Consider the following 19,971-nt stretch of genomic DNA (forward strand, 5'->3'; position numbering starts at 1 on the left):
TCGGGGGCCACGCGCGACGTCCGGATGAGGGGTAGCGAGATCCGATTATTGGTTTCTACTCGGATCGTACTCAAAAAATATGGAATCACACGCTCCTCTCAATGTATCGACAACGGTCGTGAAGTCGCTGGAAGTCGCGAAAATCGACCACGTCTTCCTCGTGCCGGGGAAGATGATCTACCCGCTGCTGGATGCAATCGACAAGTCGCCGTCGATTCGCGGAATTGTTTGCGCGCATGAGACCAGCAGTGCTTTCATGGCCGATGGTTATGCGCGGGCCAGCCGGAAATTTGGCGTGTGCGTGGGGATTTCCGGACCGGGCACCATGAATTTCGTGCCCGGCATGGCGGCCGCTCACGCGGACCGGATTCCCATGCTCTATATCGCCGGAGGGGTTTCGTCGCGTGCGGAAGGCAAAGGCGCGTTCCAGGACGCGACGCAGAGCGGTATTTTCGAAAGCGGCGTGGTGAGGAGCCTTGTCGAAAATGTCGTTGAACTGAAGAACAAAGACAATCTTCAGGCCGAAATGCGCCGCGCGACAGACGGGTTGAACTGGATGCGCCGGGCGCAGTCTTTCGTGAGCATCCCTGTCGACGTTCAACGTCAGGAAGTGCTACCCGGCCACGACGCATCGCGGCAACCGTACGATCATGACGAGTTCAACGCCTGCGAGGTCCCCGCGAACCGCGCCGCGCTGGACGCCTTGTGCAACCGGTATCTGCTGAAATCGAAGCGGGTCGCTTTCCTGATCGGCAGCCGCGGCAACGACCCGGAAACCGCGAAGGTCCTGCTCGACGTGGCCGAAAAATTCTGCATTCCGGTTGCGACCACGCTATCGGGAAAGGGCGCGTTTCCTGAGGACCATGTCCTTTCGCTCGGCGTGTACGGATTCTCGGGCCACTCGCGGGCCGTTCGCGTCATCAACTCGGACGAGCTCGACGTGCTCGTCGTGTTCGGCAGCGACCTGAATCAGCGCGACAGCATGAACTGGACAGAAAAGCTGGCGGCCTGGAAAGAGCTGATCATCTTCGACGACAGCTTCGACGCACCCGCGACGGGGCATGTCGCGCGCGGCAGGGTTTTCTCCGGGATTGGCGCCACATTCCGCGCGCTGTCGCAGATGGACACGAACCGGAGCGCCGACTTTCACACGGTGCTGGAAAAAAGAAAAGCATGGGTCGCCGAGGTTAACGAAACTCCCCTGTACGACTATAAGTTCGAGCAACCCGGCGTGCAGGGTTCAGACGGCGATCAATCGCTCTATACAGGCGACGTCGTCAAGCAACTGTGTCAACTTCTGCCGAAGGATGCAAACGTTGTCGTCGATTCGGGCGCTCACCGGATATTCATGGCTCACTACTGGCTCTCGTCGGGCATCGGCAACTATTTCTCATCCAGCTCGCTCGCGCCGATGGGTTGGGCAGTCGCCGCCGGGATCGGCGTCAAGCTTGCGGCTCCAGAGCGTCCGTGTGTCGTCGTGACCGGAGACGGATGCATGCTGATGCACGGCATGGAGATCCAGACCGCAGCCCGATACGGCGTAAAGATGCTTTATGTCGTGCTGAACAATGCTGCGCATGGCGCGGTCCATATCGACGCAATCAGCAATGGCTCCATTCCGGAGCAGTTCAGCAAGCTCCCGAGTCATGATTGGGCCGCTTTTGCCGCTTCGCTCGGGGTCGCGGCGCGCAGGGTCGAGCGCCTCGATGACCTCGCCGATGCGCTGAGCGAGGCGTCCCGGTTTAACGGTCCATTCCTGATCGAAGTGATGACCGGCGTCTTTCCGGCACCGAATCGGTACTACGCGGAATGCGCGGCTTGAACAGCGGCTGGTTCGTTTGCGTCCCATGACCGAACGCGCAACCAGAATCAGCCAATCCTTACGAAATATTCAGCATTCCCGTACCCCATTCGCGCTACACAAAAAGGCCTCTCCATCCGTTAATAGGGGAGGCGCGCATCGCGCTCTGCAGCTATGCCGGCGCCGAAGGCAAACGTTTGCGAGAAAGTGCCCGCCAGGCCATATCTGGCGTCGACGTCATGCGGTCAACAGCATGCGCTTGCCGCCTGGCATTTCTCTTTCCGTTCGCAACTCATTCACCATACAACGCGTAGGAGCCGTATGAAGAGCAGCAACGAACACAACTCAGGGATGTCGCGGCGAACCTTTTTATATAGTCTCGGCGCGCTCGCGCTGTCGGGTTGTGACGGCAGTGCCAGTTCCGCGGCCACGGCCGTGAGCCGCGCGACGAGCCGGGCCGCGACATCGGGCGTGACCCTTGCGCATGTCGCGAATGGCGCAACAGACATCGCCACGAGCGGCGCATTCGTTCACCCTGGGCTGCTGCATACGCAAGCCGACTTCGACCGCATGGCGCAGAAAGTCGCCGCGCAGGCGTCCCCCTGGTACGACGGCTGGAAGGTGCTGATCGCCAACGGCCGTACAAGACTGTCGTGGTCGCCGCGCCCTCAGGTCGAAGTCGATCGCGGGGGGAGCGGTGCGCAAAATTATCCCGTGCTGTACAACGATATCGCCGCGGCCTATGCATGCGCGCTCTACTGGAAAATAACCGGCGACACGGCCTATGCCGACAAGTCCGTGCAGATCATGAATGCCTGGTCTTCGACCTTGCAGCGACTCGGCGGCGATAGCAACGTCGATCTCGCAGCCGGTATTTACGGCTACGAGTTCGCGAATGCCGGCGAAATCATGCGCGGCTATTCGGGCTGGGCAGCGGCCGATTTTGCCGCGTTCCAGTCGATGATGCTCAACATCTTCTATCCGATCAACGTCGACTTTCTCAACCGCCACAACAACACCGACATCACGCATTACTGGGCCAACTGGGACCTGTGCAACATGGCGTCGATCATGGCCATCGGCGTGCTGTGCGACGACCACACCCTGTTCGATCAGGCAGCCAACTACTTTATCGACGGGGCCGGTAACGGTGCGATCGCGCAAGCGGTCTATTACGTGCACCCCGGCTATCTCGGACAATGGCAGGAGACGGGCCGCGATCAGGGGCATAACACGCTGGGCATCGCGCTGGGCGGGGCCATCTGCGAGATGGCGTGGAATCAGGGCATCGATCTGTACGGGTATGACAACAATCGCTTTCTCGCCGGTGCGGAATACGTGGCGAAGGCGAATCTTCTGCAGGCGGACGGCACCTATCTCACGGTGCCCTACGTGAGCTATTCGAATGTCGACGTCACGCAACCGGGTTTTTCAACCTCCGCGCAAGGCACGATCCGGCCGTGTTGGGCACTTGTCTACAACCATTACGTGAATCGCAAAGGGCTGGCTGCGCCGTGGTCGACGAAGTTCGCGCTGGCAATCCAGCCGGAAGGGGGCGGCGGCAACTACGGCACAGCCAGCGGCGGTTTCGATCAACTTGGCTATGGCACGCTGACGTGCACGCGCGAGGCAGTCGCGCCCCTCACTGCGCCGAGCGGTCTCACGGCGTTCCCGAGTGCGGGGCAGGTTGTACTGTCATGGTGGGGCGTTGCCAATGGCACGAGCTACAACGTGAAGCGCGCGTCCAGTTCGGGCGGAGCGTACACGACTATTGCGAGCGGCATTGTCGATCCGTCGACGTACACGGACAATCCGGCAGCGGGTACGTGGTATTACGTTGTGAGCGCGCAGACAACGTCGGGCGAAAGCGCGAATTCGTCAGAGGCCGTCGCGGTGACTGCGGTGCAACTGCATACGTATCTGACGTTCAACGAAACAACCGGCACGAGCGCCGCCGATTCGACGGGCAACGGCCACACGGGCTCGCTCGTCGGCGGCGTGACGCATGTGGTGGGCAGAGCCGGCAACGCAGTGTCGCTCGATGGCTCAAGCGGCTACGTCAGCCTTCCCAACAACGTTGTCGCCGATGTGTCGGACTTCACTATCGCCGCCTGGGTTTTCTGGAACGGCGGCAATGCATGGACCCGCATTTTCGATTTCGGTGCGGGCACGGGACGCTATCTGTTCCTCACGCCGAAGAACTCCAGCGGCGTCATGCGTTTCGCGATTACGACCAACGGCGGGCACGGTGAGCGCGGCATTAACGGCAATGCCGCACTGCCGACAGGACAATGGGCGCACGTGGCCGTCACCCTATCGGGCACAACCGCGACGCTGTATCTGAACGGCACTGTGATCGGCAGCGCGACCGATGTTGTCTTCGCGCCGTGGCGTGTCGGTCCCACTGCACAGAACTGGCTTGGACGCTCGCAGTATGCCGGCGACCCGTTCTTCAGCGGATCGATCGACGAGTTCCGTATTTATCGCGGCGCAATGTCAGCCGATCAGATTACGGCGCTTGTGCAGGGTACGTAGCCCGAGCAGGTTGCGATATCAGGAGACCGCGCCAGAGCCGTATTTGCCCACCAGCAATGCGCCGCTGGCGAAGCGGTCGAGGGCGTAGGGCGCGAGGGAAACCTCGGTGGGCAGATCGAGTGCATGCTGGGCGAGAATCTTGCCGATGCCGGGCGAGAGCTTGAAGCCGTGCCCCGAAAAACCGAAACCGACCACGAGGCCTTCGATATCGGCGACCTTGCCCAATACCGGGTTCCAGTCGGGCGTCACGTCGTAGACGCCGGTCCATGACGAAGCGAGACCCGCGGCTTCATACTGTGGGAAGCGTTCGGCCACCTGGGCGCCGACTTCGGCGACATAGTCGAGTGAGATGTCGCCCTGTTCGGTTTCCGGAGCGTTCAACGTTTCGCCCACTACGCCTTCCGACACCAGCATCTGGCTGCCGCCGTAACTGCGGTAATAGAGCATGCCGGCCGAGCCGAGGTCCTTGAACGCGGGCATTCTGAACGAGTACGCAGCGCCGTCGCATTCGAGTGCGAGCACGGTGTGACGCTCCGGTTTGACCGGCAGCGGCACACCGATCCAGCCGGCCAGTTCCGGCGTCCAGATGTTCTGCGTGCTGATGAGGGTGCCACAACTGAAGTTGCCGGCGCTGGTTGCGACGCCGGTGATCCGGCGTCCTTCGCGGACGAGGCTCGTGACCGTCACGCCTTCCATGATCTTGACACCGCGCCGGCGCGCCGAACGTGCGAAGCCGGTCGCCACCAGATAGGCATCCGCAAAACCCGCCTCCGGTTCGTAGCCGATCAACGCGGCATCGTCGAAGTTCGCGATCGGCAAGTGCTCGTGCGCCTGTGCCGTGTCGAGCAGTTGCACTTCGATGCCCATATCCTGCTGCGCGGCGAGCGAAGCGCGCAGCGGTTCCAGCTTGTCGCTGTCGGGCGCGCAGATCAGATAGCCGCATTTGACGAGACCGCAGGACGCTTCGTCGTCGCCGAGATAGTCGGCGAAATTATTGAATGCCCACCACGAAGCGCGTGCGAGTTCCACATTCTGGCGCACCGAATAGTGCGTGCGCAACAGACCGGACGACTGTGACGTGGTGCCCGCGCCGATCGTGCCCTGTTCGATGACCAGCACGCTGTGCGCGCCCAGTGCGGCGAGATGATGGGCGACCGACGTGCCAATGACACCCGCGCCGATCACGATGAAATCGTAGTGGCTCATGTGGACCTCTGGATGGGCAATGAGGCGAATTCTAGAAAAACGTTGGCTGCACTAATTTTGTATTAGGCAAACTTATGGCGAGCCAATGCAATTTCTCATCCTGCGCATCAACCCTGCGAACCTCGGCACGCTGCGGTCGTACTACACAGGATGACCGGCATGCCACCCACGAGAGCGGAGCATTTCATGAGACGAACCCCGGCTCCAATCGATCTACGCGCGTTGCAGGCTTTTGTCGCTGTCTGCGAGAGCGGCTCGATGACGGGCGCGGCGAAGCAGCTCGGCGTGAGCCAGAGCGCCATCAGCCAGTCGATCGCCGCGCTGGAGCGCGATCAGGGCCTGACGCTGTTCGATCGCGAGAGCCGTCCGCCGCGCCCGAATGTAGCGGGGCGTGCGTTGCTGGAGTTGGCGGGGCCGTTGATCGAACACGCGCAGATGGTGAGCGCCCGTATCGGCGATGCGTCGCATACCGGCAAGATGCCGGTGCGCCTGGGTTGTGTCGATTCGTTCGCGGCTACCGTTGGACCTGAATTGATTCGCGCAGTGTCGAATTCAGAGCGGCAGATTTCGATGTGGTCCGGTCTCACGCCGGGCCTGAGCAAGCAGTTGCACGACCGCGAACTGGATATCGCGATCTGCACGCAGACCACGCTGAGCGACGCACGGATCGTCGAAGTGCCGTTGTTTTCCGAGGCGTTCGTGGTGGTGGTTGCACGCAGCCAATTGAACGGACGCCGCACGATCGACTGGCGCACGCTCGCGCTCGAACTGCCGCTGATCCGTTATACGGCGCGCTCGGTGATCGGCCAGCAGATCGAGCGTTTCGCACGCCATCTGGGCATCGACAGTCCGCGGCGTTACGAGTTCGACGCGACCGATCCGCTGCTGAGTCTGGTGGCCGCGCGCGTGGGATTCGCGATTTCGACGCCCTTGTGTCTGTGGCAGGCGCGGCACTATCTGGACGATCTCGCGGTGATGCCGTTGCCGCCGAGCCGGCTCGGGAGGCGCGACTTTTTCCTGCTGCATCGCCAGGGCGAATGGGACCAGTTCGCCGGCGACATCGTCATGCTGACACGCGGCGTGCTGGACAACGCGATTCAACCCTCGCTCGCACGGGCGCTGCCCGATCTGCCGGACGATGCCTTGCGCTGACTCAGGCGCGATAGCGCGCGTTTGTATAAGCGTTGCTTTTAACGCTGCTTAACCGCACACCTCGTTTTTGTGCAAAGTCGCACCAGTCGTAGCGCCGATGTGCACCGCAGTCAGGACGATGAACCTTTCAGCGTCGAAATCAGGAACGGCGTATGGCGCCCAAAGCGTTTATTGCTGGGAATCTTTGATTCACTCGGATAAACATGGCACAAACGTTGCATTGATAAATGCGTCGACTGGGACGACGGCAGCGAGCGATCAGTCAGCCGCGCTCGATTGCGGATACACAAAGATCGACAGGAATTGAATGGGCGTCTTGATCAGGCGTTCCGGACCGTGCGGTATCTCGCCCTGAAAGGTGAGCGTGTCGCCGGGATGAAGAATGTAGGTTTGCTGACCGTGGCGGTATTCGATCACGCCCTTGAGCATGTGAATGAACTCGGTGCCCGGATGCTGAAACACGGGAAAGCGTTCGGCTTCGTCTTCCATTGTGATCAGGAAGGGTTCGAAAAGCTTACGCGGACCCTGGTCATAGGCAAGCAGGTGATAGGTGTGGCCGCTTTTGGTGCCCTTGCGAACCACTTCCATGCCGCCGCCTTTTTTGACGAGTTGTGCACCGCCTTGCGGCACGTCGAAATTGCGAAACAGCATGGAGAGCGAAACGCCGAGCGCCTGGGCGATGCGGTTGAGGACTTCGAGGCCGGCGGAAGTCTGCGCGTTTTCGATCTTCGAGAGCATGCCGCGGCTGATGCCGGCCTGAGCGGAAACCTGAGCGATGGTCAGACCGTGGCGTTGGCGTAATTCGCGAATGGTGTTGCCGAGGTAGCGTTCAAGCGGCGTTTTATTGTCTTCACCGATTTGCATGTAAGCCTCACGTAAAAGGAAAGCGTAGCAGATTGCAGCGCCAGGTCACGCGCAAAGAGTTTCACTAAGAGAATCTTTGTTTCTCGCCAATAAAGTACCCGGCCAATTGAAAACACGCTCGAAGCACGCCGCGACCGGCGTTCGGGAGCGCGTTGCGAAACCCGCCCACACGCGTTGTGTGTGGATTTTCCAAACCACGAAAGATGCAGTTGCAAGGAGTGGCGATGAACCTGAACGATGCGAGCAAGCCGCCGGTCGACGCGCTCGGATGCGTGCCCCGCTTCGGCTCGGCGGAAGAGGCGCAAGCGTATCTGACGCAACAGGGCGTGAAGTACGTGCTGGCGCAGTTTGTCGACATTCACGGCGTGGCCAAGGCGAAGTCGGTGCCGGTCAGTCATCTGAAGAGCGTGCTGACGGCGGGTGCGGGTTTCGCGGGGTTTGCGATCTGGGGCGTCGGTATCGAGCCGAACGGTCCCGACTATATGGCCGTCGGCGATCTGGCGACGCTCACGCCGGTGCCGTGGCAGCCGGGCCTGGCACGGATCGTCTGCGACGGTCACGTGAACGGCGAAGCGTGGCAATACGATTCGCGCGTGACCTTGAAGAAACAGGTCGCACGGATGACCGCACGCAACTGGACGCTCTTCACCGGTCTGGAGCCGGAATTCTCGCTGCTGCGCCGGTCGGCGTCCGGCACGCTGGAGCCATGCGATCCGAGCGATACGCTCGCCAAGCCGTGCTACGACTACAAGGGACTCTCGCGTACACGCGTATTCCTGGAAAAACTCACCGAATCGATGCGCGCGGTCGGCATCGACGTCTATCAGATCGACCACGAAGATGCGAACGGGCAGTTCGAAATCAACTACACGTACACCGATTGCCTGACGTCGTGCGATCACTATGTGTTCTTCAAGATGGCGGCCTCCGAGATCGCCAATGAACTCGGCATGATCTGCTCGTTCATGCCGAAGCCGTTCGCGAACCGTCCCGGCAACGGCATGCACATGCATATGTCGATCGGCGACGGTGAACGCAACCTGTTCGCTGATTCATCGGACTGGCTCGGCATGGGCCTCTCCAGGCTCGGCTACCAGTTCACGGCGGGACTGCTCGCGCACGCGCCGGCGCTGTCCGCGCTGTGCAATCCGACCGTGAATTCGTACAAGCGCCTCGTGGTCGGCCGCTCGCTGACGGGCGCAACGTGGGCGCCGGCCTACATCAGCTATGGCGACAACAACCGTTCGACGATGGTGCGCATGCCCGGCGAGCGTATTGAACTGCGGCTGCCCGATGGCTCATGCAATCCCTATCTCGCGACCGCGGCGGTGATCGCGGCAGGACTCGACGGCATCGACCGTGGTCTGTCGCCGGGCGAACCGGCTAACGAGAATCTCTACGAGTGGTCGCCCGCGAAACTCTCCGAACACGGCATTGGCGTGCTGCCGCAAAACCTTGAGCAGGCGCTCGATGCGCTGGAAAGCGACCACGTGATCCGCGACGCGCTCGGCCCGGTTGCCGATGAATTCCTCAAGCTCAAACGGATGGAGTGGCTCGAATACATGCGTCACGTGTCGGACTGGGAACTGAAGACTTACCTCGAATTCTTCTAAGGAGAAGCACCATGTGCGGAATTGTGGGCTTGCTGGTCAAGACGCCGGCATTGCGCGAACGGCTCGGCGAACTGATGGTGCCGATGCTGATCGGCATGACCGAGCGTGGACCGGATTCGGCGGGCCTCGCGGTGTTCGGCAAACAGGTCGATGCGAGCCAGCGCAAGCTGAGTATCTACGCGGGCTTCACCGACGAAGGCGCGGATTTCGCATGGCAGCCGCTGGTGGAAGCGCTGAACGCGGCGATGGACGTCACCGCGCGGATCGACTCGAAAGGCAATCATGGCGTGCTGACGGTGCAGGGCAATGTCGAGCGCGTGAAGACGTGGCTGCGCGAGCGCTATCCGAAGCTGTATCTGCTGTCGAGCGGCCGCTCGATCGATCTGTACAAAGACATCGGCTCGCCGTCGCAAGTCGCCGAGCGTTATGACTTTGCCAACCTGAAGGGCTCGCACCTGGTCGGTCACACACGCATGGCGACCGAATCGGCGGTGACGCCGGATCGCGCGCATCCGTTCACGGCCGGCGACGATTTCTGCCTCGTCCACAACGGCTCGCTCTCGAACGCGCATGGCGTGCGCCGCAAGCTCGAACCGCAAGGCATTCACTTCGATACCGACAACGACACCGAAGCCGCCTGCCGCTTTCTCGAATGGCGGCTGCGCGAAGGCGATACGTTGCCGGTCGCCTTGCAGAAGGGTTTCGAAGAACTCGACGGCTTCTACACATTCCTGATGGGCACCTCGACCGAACTCGCGCTGATTCGCGATCCGTTCGCGTGCAAGCCGGCGGTGGTCGCGGAAAACGACGACTACGTCGCGATCGCTTCCGAGTTCCGTTCGCTTGCGCATCTGCCCGATATCAAGAACGCCCGGGTCTTCGAACCGGCACCTGAGGAGATGTATGTATGGAAAGCCTGACTTTCGATCTGGAGCGCACGACGGTCCGTGAGCTGAACCAGTTCCTGCACAAACCGGCGGGCGAACTGGCGGGCCAGGCGGTAGCGGTCGTCGCGCCGAACGGCGCGCATAACCTCGCAGTCGGTGTGGATGCGCCGGTGCGCGTGACGATTGCCGGTCACGCCGGCTACTACGCGGGCGGCATGAACAAGCACGCCACCATCGAGATCGAAGGCAGCGCGGGCACCGGCGTCGCGGAAAACATGATGAGCGGCAAGGTGCATGTGAAGGGTTTCGCGTCGAACGGCGCGGGCGCTTCCGCGCACGGCGGCCTGCTGGTGATCGACGGCGATGCGGGTCTGCGCTGCGGTATTTCGCTGAAGGGTGGCGACATCGTGGTGGGCGGCTCGGTGGGCAGCTTCTCGGCGTTCATGGCGCAGGCGGGCCGCATGGTGATCTGCGGCGATGCGGGCGACGCGCTCGGCGACTCGCTCTACGAAGCGGTGCTGTACGTGCGCGGCGAAGTGAAATCGCTCGGCGCGGACGCGCGATACGAGCCGATGACGCAAGCGGATATCGACGCGGTGCGTGCGCTGCTCACCGCCGCCGGCATGGATCACGACCCGGCGTCGTTCAAACGGATCGCCTCTGCTCGCACGCTCTATCACTGGAACGCGGACGCGAACCAGGAATATTGAACACACGCTCTCGAAGAAGGCCCCCATGGAAGCCAAACCCGTTCAATTCGTCCGCTTGCAGCAGGAAGAGTCGCAAGGTTACGACCGCAAGACGATCGACTATATTCACGCCGCCGCGCAGCGCGGCCTCTACGAAATTCGCGGTCTGGGCGCGAAACGCCATGTGCCGCATTTCGACGATCTGCTGTTTCTCGGCGCCTCGCTGTCGCGCTATCCGCTTGAAGGGTATCGCGAGAAATGCGCGACGCGGACCGTGCTCGGCACACGCTTTGCCACGAAGCCGGTGGTGCTCGATATTCCGATCACGATTGCCGGCATGAGCTTCGGCGCGCTGTCCGCAAACGTGAAAGAAGCGCTCGGCCAGGCCGCGACCGCGATGGGCACCTCGACCACCACCGGCGACGGCGGCATGACGCAGGAAGAACGCCGTTCGTCGAAGACGCTGGTCTATCAGTGCCTGCCGTCGCGCTACGGCTTCAACCCGGACGACGTGCGCCGCGCCGATGCGATCGAAATCGTGATCGGCCAGGGCGCGAAGCCGGGCGGCGGAGGCATGTTGCTCGGGCAAAAGGTCAATCCGCGCGTCGCCTCGATGCGCACCTTGCCGGCCGGCGTCGATCAGCGTTCGGCGAGCCGTCATCCGGACTGGACCGGTCCGGACGATCTGGCGATCAAGATTCAGGAGCTGCGCGAAATCACCGATTGGGAAAAGCCGATCTACGTGAAGGTTGGTGCAACCCGCACGTTCAACGACGTCAAGCTCGCGGTGCATGCGGGCGCGGACGTGGTGGTGATCGACGGCATGCAGGGTGGCACGGCGGCGACGCAAACCTGTTTCATCGAGAACGTCGGTATTCCCACGTTGGCGGCGGTTCGTCAGGCAGTGGACGCGCTCGAAGATCTGAATATGAAAGGCCAGGTACAACTGATCGTCTCGGGCGGCATCCGCACCGGCGCCGACGTGGCGAAGGCATTGGCGCTCGGCGCGGACGCCGTGGCGATCGGGCAGGGCATGCTGATGGCGCTCGGCTGCAACAGCGATACGTACTTCCAGAACGGCGCCTTGCATTCGGCTGCAGCGGACTACGCGGCGCTGAACACGTCACCGGGTTTCTGCCATCACTGCCACACGGGCAAGTGCCCCGTCGGCGTAACGACACAGGACGCTGTGCTCGAACAACGCGTTCAGCCGGACGAAGGCTCGCGCCGCGTACGCAACTACCTGAAGACACTGAACATGGAGCTGACGACGATTGCGCGTGCGTGCGGCAAGCAGAACGTGCATCACCTGGAGCCCGAGGACCTCGTCGCCCTGACGGTGGAAGCAGCGGCGATGGCGCGCATTCCGCTCGCGGGTACCTCGTGGATTCCCGGATGGACTAAATGAATTGAGTTGTTTTGAGTTTTTTGACTGTGGAAAAGTTGAGTGCATTCAACCTTGATTCACCCCTCTATCAGGAGCCCGACATGAGCACTCCGCAAAGCACCACGCAAGCAGTACCGGCACCATCCGGTGGTCTACGTGCCGGCACGTTAGGTTTTCCCGAGGTCATCGGCCAATCCATCGCGAACCTTTCGCCAACTTTCACGCCGTCGATCAACGTGACCGCGATCGCGGCGCTGGCCGGCGCGGGGACCTGGTTGATTTATGGTCTTTCGACGCTCGGGCTGTTGCTGGTGAGCATGAGCATCATCGCGCTCTCGAGCCGGATCGCCTCGGCGGGTTCGTTCTTTATCTATATCTCGCGCGCGCTTGGGCCGATGGCGGGTGGCATTGCCGGTTGGGGGTTGATCGCGGCCTACGTGGGCACGGCAATGGGGGTGGGCGCCGCAGGCGTCGTATTCGTGCAGAACGCTTTTACGGCCTGGGGGTTCAATGTCCCCTCGTGGGCGGTCTACACGGTCTTTGTCGGCCTCGCCTGGTTCTTCTCGGCACGTGACGTGAAGCTCTCCTCGCGTCTGTCGCTGGCAATCGAAGCTGCTTCGGTGGTGATCGTGGGCGGTGTGCTGATCTATGTGCTCGCACTGCATCCGGACCATATCATCGACCATACGCAACTGGGCCTGCAGGGCGTGAGCGGTAAAGGCATGGCACAGGGCATGGTGCTCGGCATCTTCTCGTACGTGGGTTTCGAGAGCGCGGCCTCGCTCGGCCAGGAAACCAGGAACCCGCTGCGTGTCATTCCGCGGGCGGTGGTCTGGTGCGTGATCCTGTCGGGCCTGTTCTTCATGTTTGTGGCCTATTCGATGACGATCGCCTACCACGACGACGCAGCCAAGCTCGGCGGCGATTCGGCCGTGCTCAGCACCTTGCTCACGAGCGTCGGCGCGTCGCCGCTCGGCCCGGTGTTCTATCTGATTGCCTCGGTCAGCGCGTTCTCGTGCGTGCTTGCGTGCATCAACTCGTCCAGCCGCCTGCTGTATTCGATGGGCCGCTATCAGTTCGTGCACCGCTCGATGGGCATGGTGCATCGCACGCACCAGACGCCGTACCTGGCCGTTGCGTTTTCCTCCATCGTGACCTTCGTGGTGTGTATCGCCATGCTCGGCACGGGGCCGCTCAACACCTTCGGCTATACCAGTACGTTTGCGACCTTTGGCTTCCTGGTCGTGTATTTCCTGGTCGCCATCGCGGCGCCGGTTTATCTGAAGAAGCAGGGCGAGCTCAAGACGAGTACCGTCGTGTGGGGCGTGCTCGGCGCCCTGGCGATGGTCGGCGCGGTGATCGGCAGCGTGTATCCGGTTCCCGACTATCCGTACAACATCCTGCCGTATCTGTTCGTTGCGTATATGCTGGTTGGCGCGGCCTGGTTGCTGATGCTCAAGAAGCGCTCGCCGCAGGTGCTCGAGAAGATCGAGCACGATCTGGAAACCAGCGACGTGATGACCCACGGCAAAAAGTAAATGAGTGAACCCTTCTCCCAGGATAGCTTGCCCGCACCCAGCACGGGGCGAATGCCAGACGATCCGGAGGGAAGGCCCGCTAGCGGTCGCGGCATGAGCGGCCAGGAAATCGATCTGCAGTTGAGGCCGGAGCGCGGCGAGTGCGCCGCGCTCGAGATCGGTTGTGTTTCTTTTCCTGCCCGCACCCGCGGGCAGGATCACATCAACGAAGACTACGTCGGCGTGATGCCCGGCGATCTGGTGGAGCGCGCCGCGCGTGGCAGCGTGATCGCGCTTGCCGATGGCGTGAGCGGCAGCAAGGGCGGCCGGGTCGCGGCCGAACTCTCGGTGCGGACTTTTATCGATGCCTATTACGGGCTCGCCGACACCTTGCAGCCCGGCGTGGCCGCGGCGCGCGCGCTCGAAGCAATCCATGGCTGGCTGCATCAGATCGGCCGCGTCGACCCTGCGCTGAAGCAGATGGCCGCGTCTTTTGCGGCGCTGATCGTGCGGCGAGCTACCGCGTACCTGGTAGCGGCCGGCGATGTGCGGCTCTATCTGCTGCGCGATGGTCAACTCACCCAGCTCGGTGACGACGACGTGGTGCCGGTCGCTTTCGGCTCGTATGTGGCGCACGCGGTCGGCATGCTTCCCACGCTGGTGACGCGCATCGAAACGCTCGAACTGCACGAGGGCGATCGCCTGCTGATGTGCTCCGACGGACTCTATCGCCGCGTGCCGATGCGCGAACTGCAGACGGTGCTGGCGGCGCGCGGCGGTGCGCTCGACACGGCGCGCCGGCTCGGCGCGCTGGCCGTGGCGCGTGGCTCACAAGACGACGTGACGAGCGCGGTGCTCGACGTCGGCGGCCTGCCTTTGCTCGATATCGGTTACCTTGAGCGGGTGGTCGGCACCTTGCCGATTCCGGCGGTGCCCGACGCCGGCGAAGTGATCGACGGCTATCTGCTCAAGAGCGTGTTGAGCGACGGCTTCTATTCGCGGATTTTCGCGGGCTACGATCTGGCCGATCCGAACACGCCATTGGCGCTCAAGTTTCCCAAGCCGCGTGTCGAGCAGGACGAGAACGTGCGGCAGTCGATCGTGCGCGAGCGCTGGCTGGCCGGCAAGATCGGCGACGATGGCGTGCTTGCGCCGATGCCGGTCGATGCCGACCGGCAGACCCGGCTCTATGTGGTGATGCCGCTCGGCGCAGGCGTCACGCTCGAAAAACTGCTGGCGGCGCCGCAACCCATGGCGCTGCCGCGTGCGCTCAAGATCGCGCAACAGCTAGGCCATTCGATCGACGTGCTGAATCGCCGCAATATCTTCCATCGCGATATCAAACCCGAGAACGTGCTGGTGATGCGGGGCGATAGCACGCGTCTGCTCGATCTCGGTTTCGGTTATATGCCGGGCATGCAATTGCCGGGCCCCGACGCCGCACCGGGCTCGCCCGCTTACATGGCGCCCGAGTTGATGAGGGGCGCACAGGGCGATGCGCGTTCCGAAGTGTTCGCGTATGGTGTGACCCTGTACCGGCTGTTCAGCGGCGGCAAGCTGCCCTACGGCTTCAATGGCCGCGTGCCGCTCTATCAGTACCGGCCGGACGCGCCGCAATGGCTCGACCTGGTGCTGGAGAAAGCACTGCAGCCCGATCCGGCGCGCAGGTATCAGGACGTGCTCGAAGTCTGCGCCGATCTCGAACGCTTTTCGAGCGGTCGGGACGCGATGGCGCCGGTTCGGCGCAAGCCCCTGCTCGAGAGCGATCCGGTGCTGTTCTGGCAGGGCGTCGCGGTGCTGTTGCTGGCGCTGCTGTTGTGGTCCCTGATGCGGCATTAAGCGGCGGCATTGAACGGCATTGAGCGCAGTTGATGGCGCCTGCGCCGCTCCGGCAACGAAGACCTCCGCGGATTACGCCGCGACGCTCGTTTGCAACCACTGAAGAAGCGGCTTCAATTTCTCGCGATATTCATTGCGCGGCGGATGCACCAGATAATATCCCGCCCCGGTCTCCACCACGCGCCTGAACGGCGTCACCAGTGAGCCGCTGGCGAGATTCTCTCCGACCAGGTTCAGATCGCCCAGCGCCACACCCAACCCTCGTACCGCGGCGCTGAATGCGAGGTCCAGCGTATCGAACACCTGCTCCCGGTACGTATGCGCGGCAAGGTTGCCTTCCTGCTGCAGCCACAGGATCCAGCCGCGCCGGCCGAAGCTGGAATGCAGCAACGTGTGGTGTTTCAGATCTTCGGGTTCCACGAGCGGGGGCGTGCCGTTGGCGATCTGCGGCGAGCAGACCGGCGTCAATCTTTCCCGCATCAGGCAGGTGGCTTCCAATCCTTCCCAATTGCCGGTTCCGAACAGGATCGCCGCGTCGAGCGTGCCTTCGCCGAAATTGGTCGGCAGGAACCATGCGGTGTCGATATTCAACTGCGTACCCGGGACTTCCGCATAGAAGTCGGTCAGGCGCGGCAGCAGCCAGCGCGCCGCCAGCGTGGGCGTGACCCGCAGGGTAATGGTCTGGCCGCCGGCATTGGTGATGTGCATCGAGCGGCGCGCGGTGGCCAGCAATTCCTCGACGATCGGCACCAACCGCTGACACTCCGCAGTCTGCACGACCGCCCGGGTGTGCCTGACGAACAGCGCGCAACCGAAATACTCCTCGATCTGTTGAATATGCCGGCTCACCGCGCTTTGGCTGAGAAAGAGCTGCTGCGATGCCGCCGTGAAGTTGCCGCAACGGGCGACCACCAGCAGGGTTTGCAGCACGTTGAAGGGAGGATAGCGTTCGATCTTCATTTATGCACAACTCGCATGGTAACCATGAGATTTTACCGTTTGTGGGCAGAAAATTGGCGTTCTTAAATCCCTTCGACGAGTCCGGATTTCAATGCTCGAAGCCGTCTTGCCGGGAGCACCGCGGCGCCCCCGCTGATCAGCGGGTTTGCCTTGCCTGGCGGACAGATGCACCGGCTCGGCACCGTATCGAACAATGCGTTCAAGGGAGTTTTAGTTTGACCCGATCTACCGTTACGTTGACCTTGCCGGAGGGCATGCCTGCGCCGCCAAGCCATGCACACAATGCAAGCTTGTCTGAGGCGTTGGGCAGCGTTTCTCAAATGGAATCTGTCGAGCGCCAGTCGACTCGGACCGCGCCGCGCTGGCCGGAAGGACATCGCTCTTGCGTCGCGCTCGCGTTCGATCTCGACGGCCCGACCGGCGATGCGATGCTCAACGGTTCGATCTGGACCAACCCTTCGTACTTCACGCTGGGCAGTTACGGCCCGTGGCGTGCACTTGGCCGTCTGCTCGATATGCTCAACGAGCGGGGCGTGCCGGCCACCTTCTTCGTGCCGGCCTGGGTGGTCGAAAACTGGCCGGACCAATGTGCGGCGATCGTCGCGGGCGGCCACGAGATCGCTTACCACGGCTACCGGCACGAGGCCTTCTGGACCTTGGACCGCGACGCTCAACGCGCTGTGATGGAACGCTCCGCGGAAGTCTTCGCCAAGTACCTCGGCATTCGACCGGTTGGTTTTCGCACGCCGTCGGGCGACTGGGGGCCGGACACGATTCGCGTATTGATGGAAGCCGGCGTGCGCTATTCGAGTTCGATGCGTGGCGACGATCGCCCTTATCTGCTGCACGCCGAGGGTATCGCCGAACCCATGGTCGAAATTCCAGGCCGCTGGGAGCTCGACGATTATGCGTCGCTGGCCTATCACCGCAACCCGGATTTCCCGGCGAGTCTCGATCGCATTGCCAGCTATGACACGACGCTCGACAACTGGCGTCGTGAATTCGACGGCTCGCATCGCGACGGACTTTGCCTGACCACGCTGTTTCATCCGAAGGTGTCCGGCAAACCCGGCCGGATTGCGCTGCTGGAAAGACTGATCGATCACATGCGCGCACAAGGCGGCGTATGGTTCGCCACGTGCCGCGACGTCGCGCAATGGTGGCTCGACAACAATACGTCGGGACACGCGCAGGAGGTCAGCGCATGAATGCACTTCACTGGCCGCACAACGCGCGCTGCGCGGTGGTCGTCACGGTCGACTTCAACGACGAACACGGCATCCTGACTCAGGAGCCGCGCATTGCAGGTCGCGAGAAATCGCTTTCGGTCTGGCGCTACGGGGCGAAGCGAGGCGTGGATCGTGTGCTCGACGCGGTCGATGAATTCGATGTCCGCTCGAGCTGGTTCCTGCCCGGACGCGTTGCCCAAACCCACACGGATTTGCTGCATCGTATCGACGCGCAGCAACACGAAATCGGCACGAGCGGATTTCGCTGCGAGAACTTCGACACCCTCACGTTCGATCAGCAACGACACGCGTTTCTTGCGGGCCAGCAAGCGCTTGCCGACGCGCTCGGTCGGCGCGTGCAGGGTTTTCGTTCCTTCACCGGCAATTGGGCGCCGGGTTTCGCGGACTTTCTTCGCAGCGAAGGGGTGACGTGGTCGTCTTCATGGCGTGGTGACGATCTGCCGTATTTTCATCTGCCGGACGCGAATGCGAATACAGGGAAGGTGGTGGCTGGCGACACGCCGCCGCTGGTCGAACTGCCGCTTCACTATGAACTCGAAGACGAACCGTACTTCGTCTACAACCTGTCGCCTGCAGTACCGGTCGGACAGCCACGGATTCCCTCGTATCGAGAGGTGCTGGCGAACTGGAAGCAGGATTTCGCGGCGTTCCATCGCTTCGGTTTGTGCTTTGTGCTGAGGCTGCATCCGGAGCTTATCGGAACGGCGGGACGGATCGACGTGTTGCGCGAGTTGCTGGCGGAGATGCGTTCGCATGACGACGTGTGGTTCGCGACGGGCGCGGAAGTAGCGGCCTGGTGGCGCCAGAACGTCGACGGTAACGAGCCCGGTCATCCGGTCGACGTGTTTGCCCGGCATCGGGAGGCTGCACGATGAGCGCGCGAGATCTATCGCTGTCGGAGCAACTGGCGGCATTCGTCGCCGGCGTACCTAACGACGCGCTGCCTGCTGCCGTCGTCCATAAGGCCAAGCGACATATTCTCGATACGCTCGGCGCGTCGCTGGCTGGTGCCGCGGCTATCGAGTCACGCAGCGCGCGGGCGGTTATGGCCGGCGACGGACCAGGTGTGGCGCAGGTGTGGGGCACGCGGCAGTCGCTCGGCCCGCGCAACGCGGCCTTCGTCAACGGTGTCGCCGCGCATGCATTGGAACTCGACGACTCCGGCGGCTGCGATCATTCCGGCGCCGTCGTGCTGCCCGCGGCATTCGCGGCGCTTGCCTGTTCATCGCGCCCGGTGTCGGGGCGTGAGTTTCTTGCGGCCGTGGTGCTCGGCTACGACGTCGGCCGGCGCGTGCTCGAAGCGTGCGGCGGATATTCGCCGCACAACGCACGCGGCTGGCATTCGACCATGACCTGCGGCGTGTTCGGCGCGGCGGCGGCAAGCGCGCGCCTGCTCGGACTCGATGCGGTGCAAACCGGCGCGGCGCTCGGCCATGCGGGCAGCTTCAGCGGCGGCCTGTGGGGTTTCATTCACGACGCGTCGCAAACGAAACGCATGCACACCGGCCGCGCGGCGGAAGGTGGATTACTGGCGGCATTGCTGGCGCGGGAAAACGTCAGTGGCCCGACGCAGGTGTTCGCGGACGTATGGGGCGGCTTCTTCAATGCGTTCGCTCCCGACACGCAGAAGCCCGAAGCCTTGCTGCACGAACTGGGCAACACGTGGAAGATCATGCGTTGCTCGATCAAGCCGCACGCGTCGTGCCGCAGCACGCATGCAGCAGTCGATGCCACGCTCGATCTGTTGCGTGACGTGAAGTGTGACCCGGACAGACTGTCCAGTGTCCACGTCAAATTGAGCGCATTCGTCGAAGGCATGTGCGGTGGCCGCGACTTGCGCAATCTGGCCTCATCGCAGATGAGTCTGCCGTATGCGGTCGCTTCGGCGCTGGTTCATGGTCATGCGGGAATTGCCGCTTATCTCGAGGCGGCGCGAACCGATCCGCGCATGGCCGCGATGATGGAGCGCATCACGCTCGAAGTCGATCCGGCGATGTCCGATCTCGACGAGCCCCTCGTCACGCTCACGATCGCCGATGAGATGCCGCGCTCGCGGCAGGTGCTCACGCCGCTCGGCGATCCGCGCAATCCGTTGTCGGATGCGGACCTGCTGTCGAAGTATCACGCGCTGGCCGCGATGGCGCTCGACGACACGTCGGCGAACGCGCTTGCCGATGCCGTACTCGATCTGGACAATCTCGCCGACGCGCGCACGCTTCTGCCGTGGCTCGGCGGCGATGCCGATGCCAAACCCGTGCTGCGCTAGCGCGG

Annotated in this window: 15 protein-coding genes; 12 read left to right on the plus strand and 3 right to left on the minus strand. The window is 62.6% G+C overall.

Features of this window, described 5'->3' with window-relative positions; translation table 11 throughout:
• Positions 1-118 precede the first annotated feature (118 nt).
• Both ACOSV0_RS08825 and ACOSV0_RS08830 read left to right on the plus strand, forming a co-directional pair.
• Positions 119-1,822: a thiamine pyrophosphate-binding protein gene (locus tag ACOSV0_RS08825; protein ID WP_434109934.1), complete on the plus strand. Its 1,704-nt coding sequence runs from the start codon at positions 119-121 to the stop codon at positions 1,820-1,822.
• Positions 1,823-2,122: 300 nt separating this feature from the next.
• On the plus strand, positions 2,123-4,336 hold the full coding sequence (locus ACOSV0_RS08830; protein WP_434109935.1) for a LamG-like jellyroll fold domain-containing protein: 2,214 nt from the start codon (positions 2,123-2,125) through the stop codon (positions 4,334-4,336).
• An 18-nt stretch (positions 4,337-4,354) separates the two neighbouring features.
• Here the strand turns inward: ACOSV0_RS08830 and ACOSV0_RS08835 are convergent, their stop codons facing one another.
• On the minus strand, positions 4,355-5,542 hold the full coding sequence (locus ACOSV0_RS08835) for an NAD(P)/FAD-dependent oxidoreductase (RefSeq protein ID WP_434109936.1): 1,188 nt from the start codon (positions 5,540-5,542) through the stop codon (positions 4,355-4,357).
• A gap of 186 nt (positions 5,543-5,728) precedes the next feature.
• Here ACOSV0_RS08835 and ACOSV0_RS08840 point away from each other — a divergent pair, with 186 nt between their 5' ends.
• The gene (locus tag ACOSV0_RS08840; protein ID WP_434109938.1) at positions 5,729-6,694 is read left to right on the plus strand and encodes a LysR family transcriptional regulator; all 966 of its coding nucleotides are present in this window, start codon (positions 5,729-5,731) and stop codon (positions 6,692-6,694) included.
• A gap of 258 nt (positions 6,695-6,952) precedes the next feature.
• Here ACOSV0_RS08840 and ACOSV0_RS08845 read toward each other — a convergent pair whose 3' ends face one another.
• Positions 6,953-7,558 carry a helix-turn-helix domain-containing protein gene (locus tag ACOSV0_RS08845; RefSeq protein ID WP_097394443.1) on the minus strand — a complete coding sequence of 202 codons (606 nt, stop codon included), beginning with the start codon at positions 7,556-7,558 and terminating at the stop codon, positions 6,953-6,955.
• A 224-nt stretch (positions 7,559-7,782) separates the two neighbouring features.
• Here ACOSV0_RS08845 and glnT point away from each other — a divergent pair, with 224 nt between their 5' ends.
• The 6 genes from glnT (at position 7,783) to ACOSV0_RS08875 (ending at position 15,490) form a co-directional block, all read left to right on the plus strand.
• Positions 7,783-9,171, plus strand: a complete 1,389-nt coding sequence (gene glnT, locus ACOSV0_RS08850) for a type III glutamate--ammonia ligase (protein ID WP_434109939.1) — start codon at positions 7,783-7,785, stop codon at positions 9,169-9,171.
• An 11-nt stretch (positions 9,172-9,182) separates the two neighbouring features.
• On the plus strand, positions 9,183-10,091 hold the full coding sequence (locus ACOSV0_RS08855; protein ID WP_434109940.1) for a class II glutamine amidotransferase: 909 nt from the start codon (positions 9,183-9,185) through the stop codon (positions 10,089-10,091).
• Positions 10,079-10,768 (plus strand): protein glxC, encoded by a 690-nt coding sequence (locus ACOSV0_RS08860; RefSeq protein WP_434109941.1) that lies wholly within the window; start codon positions 10,079-10,081, stop codon positions 10,766-10,768. The genes ACOSV0_RS08855 and ACOSV0_RS08860 overlap by 13 nt, the downstream gene beginning before the upstream one ends.
• A 25-nt stretch (positions 10,769-10,793) precedes the next feature.
• On the plus strand, positions 10,794-12,155 hold the full coding sequence (locus tag ACOSV0_RS08865) for an FMN-binding glutamate synthase family protein (RefSeq protein WP_434109942.1): 1,362 nt from the start codon (positions 10,794-10,796) through the stop codon (positions 12,153-12,155).
• An 80-nt stretch (positions 12,156-12,235) separates the two neighbouring features.
• Positions 12,236-13,672, plus strand: a complete 1,437-nt coding sequence (locus ACOSV0_RS08870; protein ID WP_434109944.1) for an APC family permease — start codon at positions 12,236-12,238, stop codon at positions 13,670-13,672.
• A 51-nt stretch (positions 13,673-13,723) separates the two neighbouring features.
• Positions 13,724-15,490, plus strand: a complete 1,767-nt coding sequence (locus tag ACOSV0_RS08875; RefSeq protein WP_434109945.1) for a bifunctional protein-serine/threonine kinase/phosphatase — start codon at positions 13,724-13,726, stop codon at positions 15,488-15,490.
• A gap of 72 nt (positions 15,491-15,562) precedes the next feature.
• On the opposite strand, the gene ACOSV0_RS08880 is transcribed toward ACOSV0_RS08875, so the two are convergent.
• Entirely contained in the window at positions 15,563-16,450 is an 888-nt protein-coding gene (locus ACOSV0_RS08880; RefSeq protein WP_434109946.1) for a LysR substrate-binding domain-containing protein, read from the minus strand.
• Between the two features lie 320 nt (positions 16,451-16,770).
• Between ACOSV0_RS08880 and ACOSV0_RS08885 the strand changes: the two genes are divergently transcribed.
• The 3 genes from ACOSV0_RS08885 to ACOSV0_RS08895 are packed head-to-tail and all read left to right on the plus strand — an operon-like array spanning position 16,771 to position 19,966.
• A complete protein-coding gene (locus ACOSV0_RS08885; protein WP_434109948.1) occupies positions 16,771-17,658 on the plus strand; it encodes a polysaccharide deacetylase family protein in 888 nt (295 codons plus the stop codon).
• The gene (locus tag ACOSV0_RS08890) at positions 17,655-18,575 is read left to right on the plus strand and encodes a polysaccharide deacetylase family protein (RefSeq protein WP_434109949.1); all 921 of its coding nucleotides are present in this window, start codon (positions 17,655-17,657) and stop codon (positions 18,573-18,575) included. The genes ACOSV0_RS08885 and ACOSV0_RS08890 overlap by 4 nt, the downstream gene beginning before the upstream one ends.
• Positions 18,572-19,966, plus strand: coding sequence for an MmgE/PrpD family protein (locus ACOSV0_RS08895; protein ID WP_434109950.1), 1,395 nt, complete (start codon positions 18,572-18,574; stop codon positions 19,964-19,966). Before ACOSV0_RS08890 ends, ACOSV0_RS08895 begins: the two co-directional genes overlap by 4 nt.
• Positions 19,967-19,971 lie beyond the last annotated feature (5 nt).

This window comes from Paraburkholderia caffeinilytica, assembly GCF_051027425.1.
Taxonomy (GTDB): domain Bacteria; phylum Pseudomonadota; class Gammaproteobacteria; order Burkholderiales; family Burkholderiaceae; genus Paraburkholderia; species Paraburkholderia caffeinilytica_A.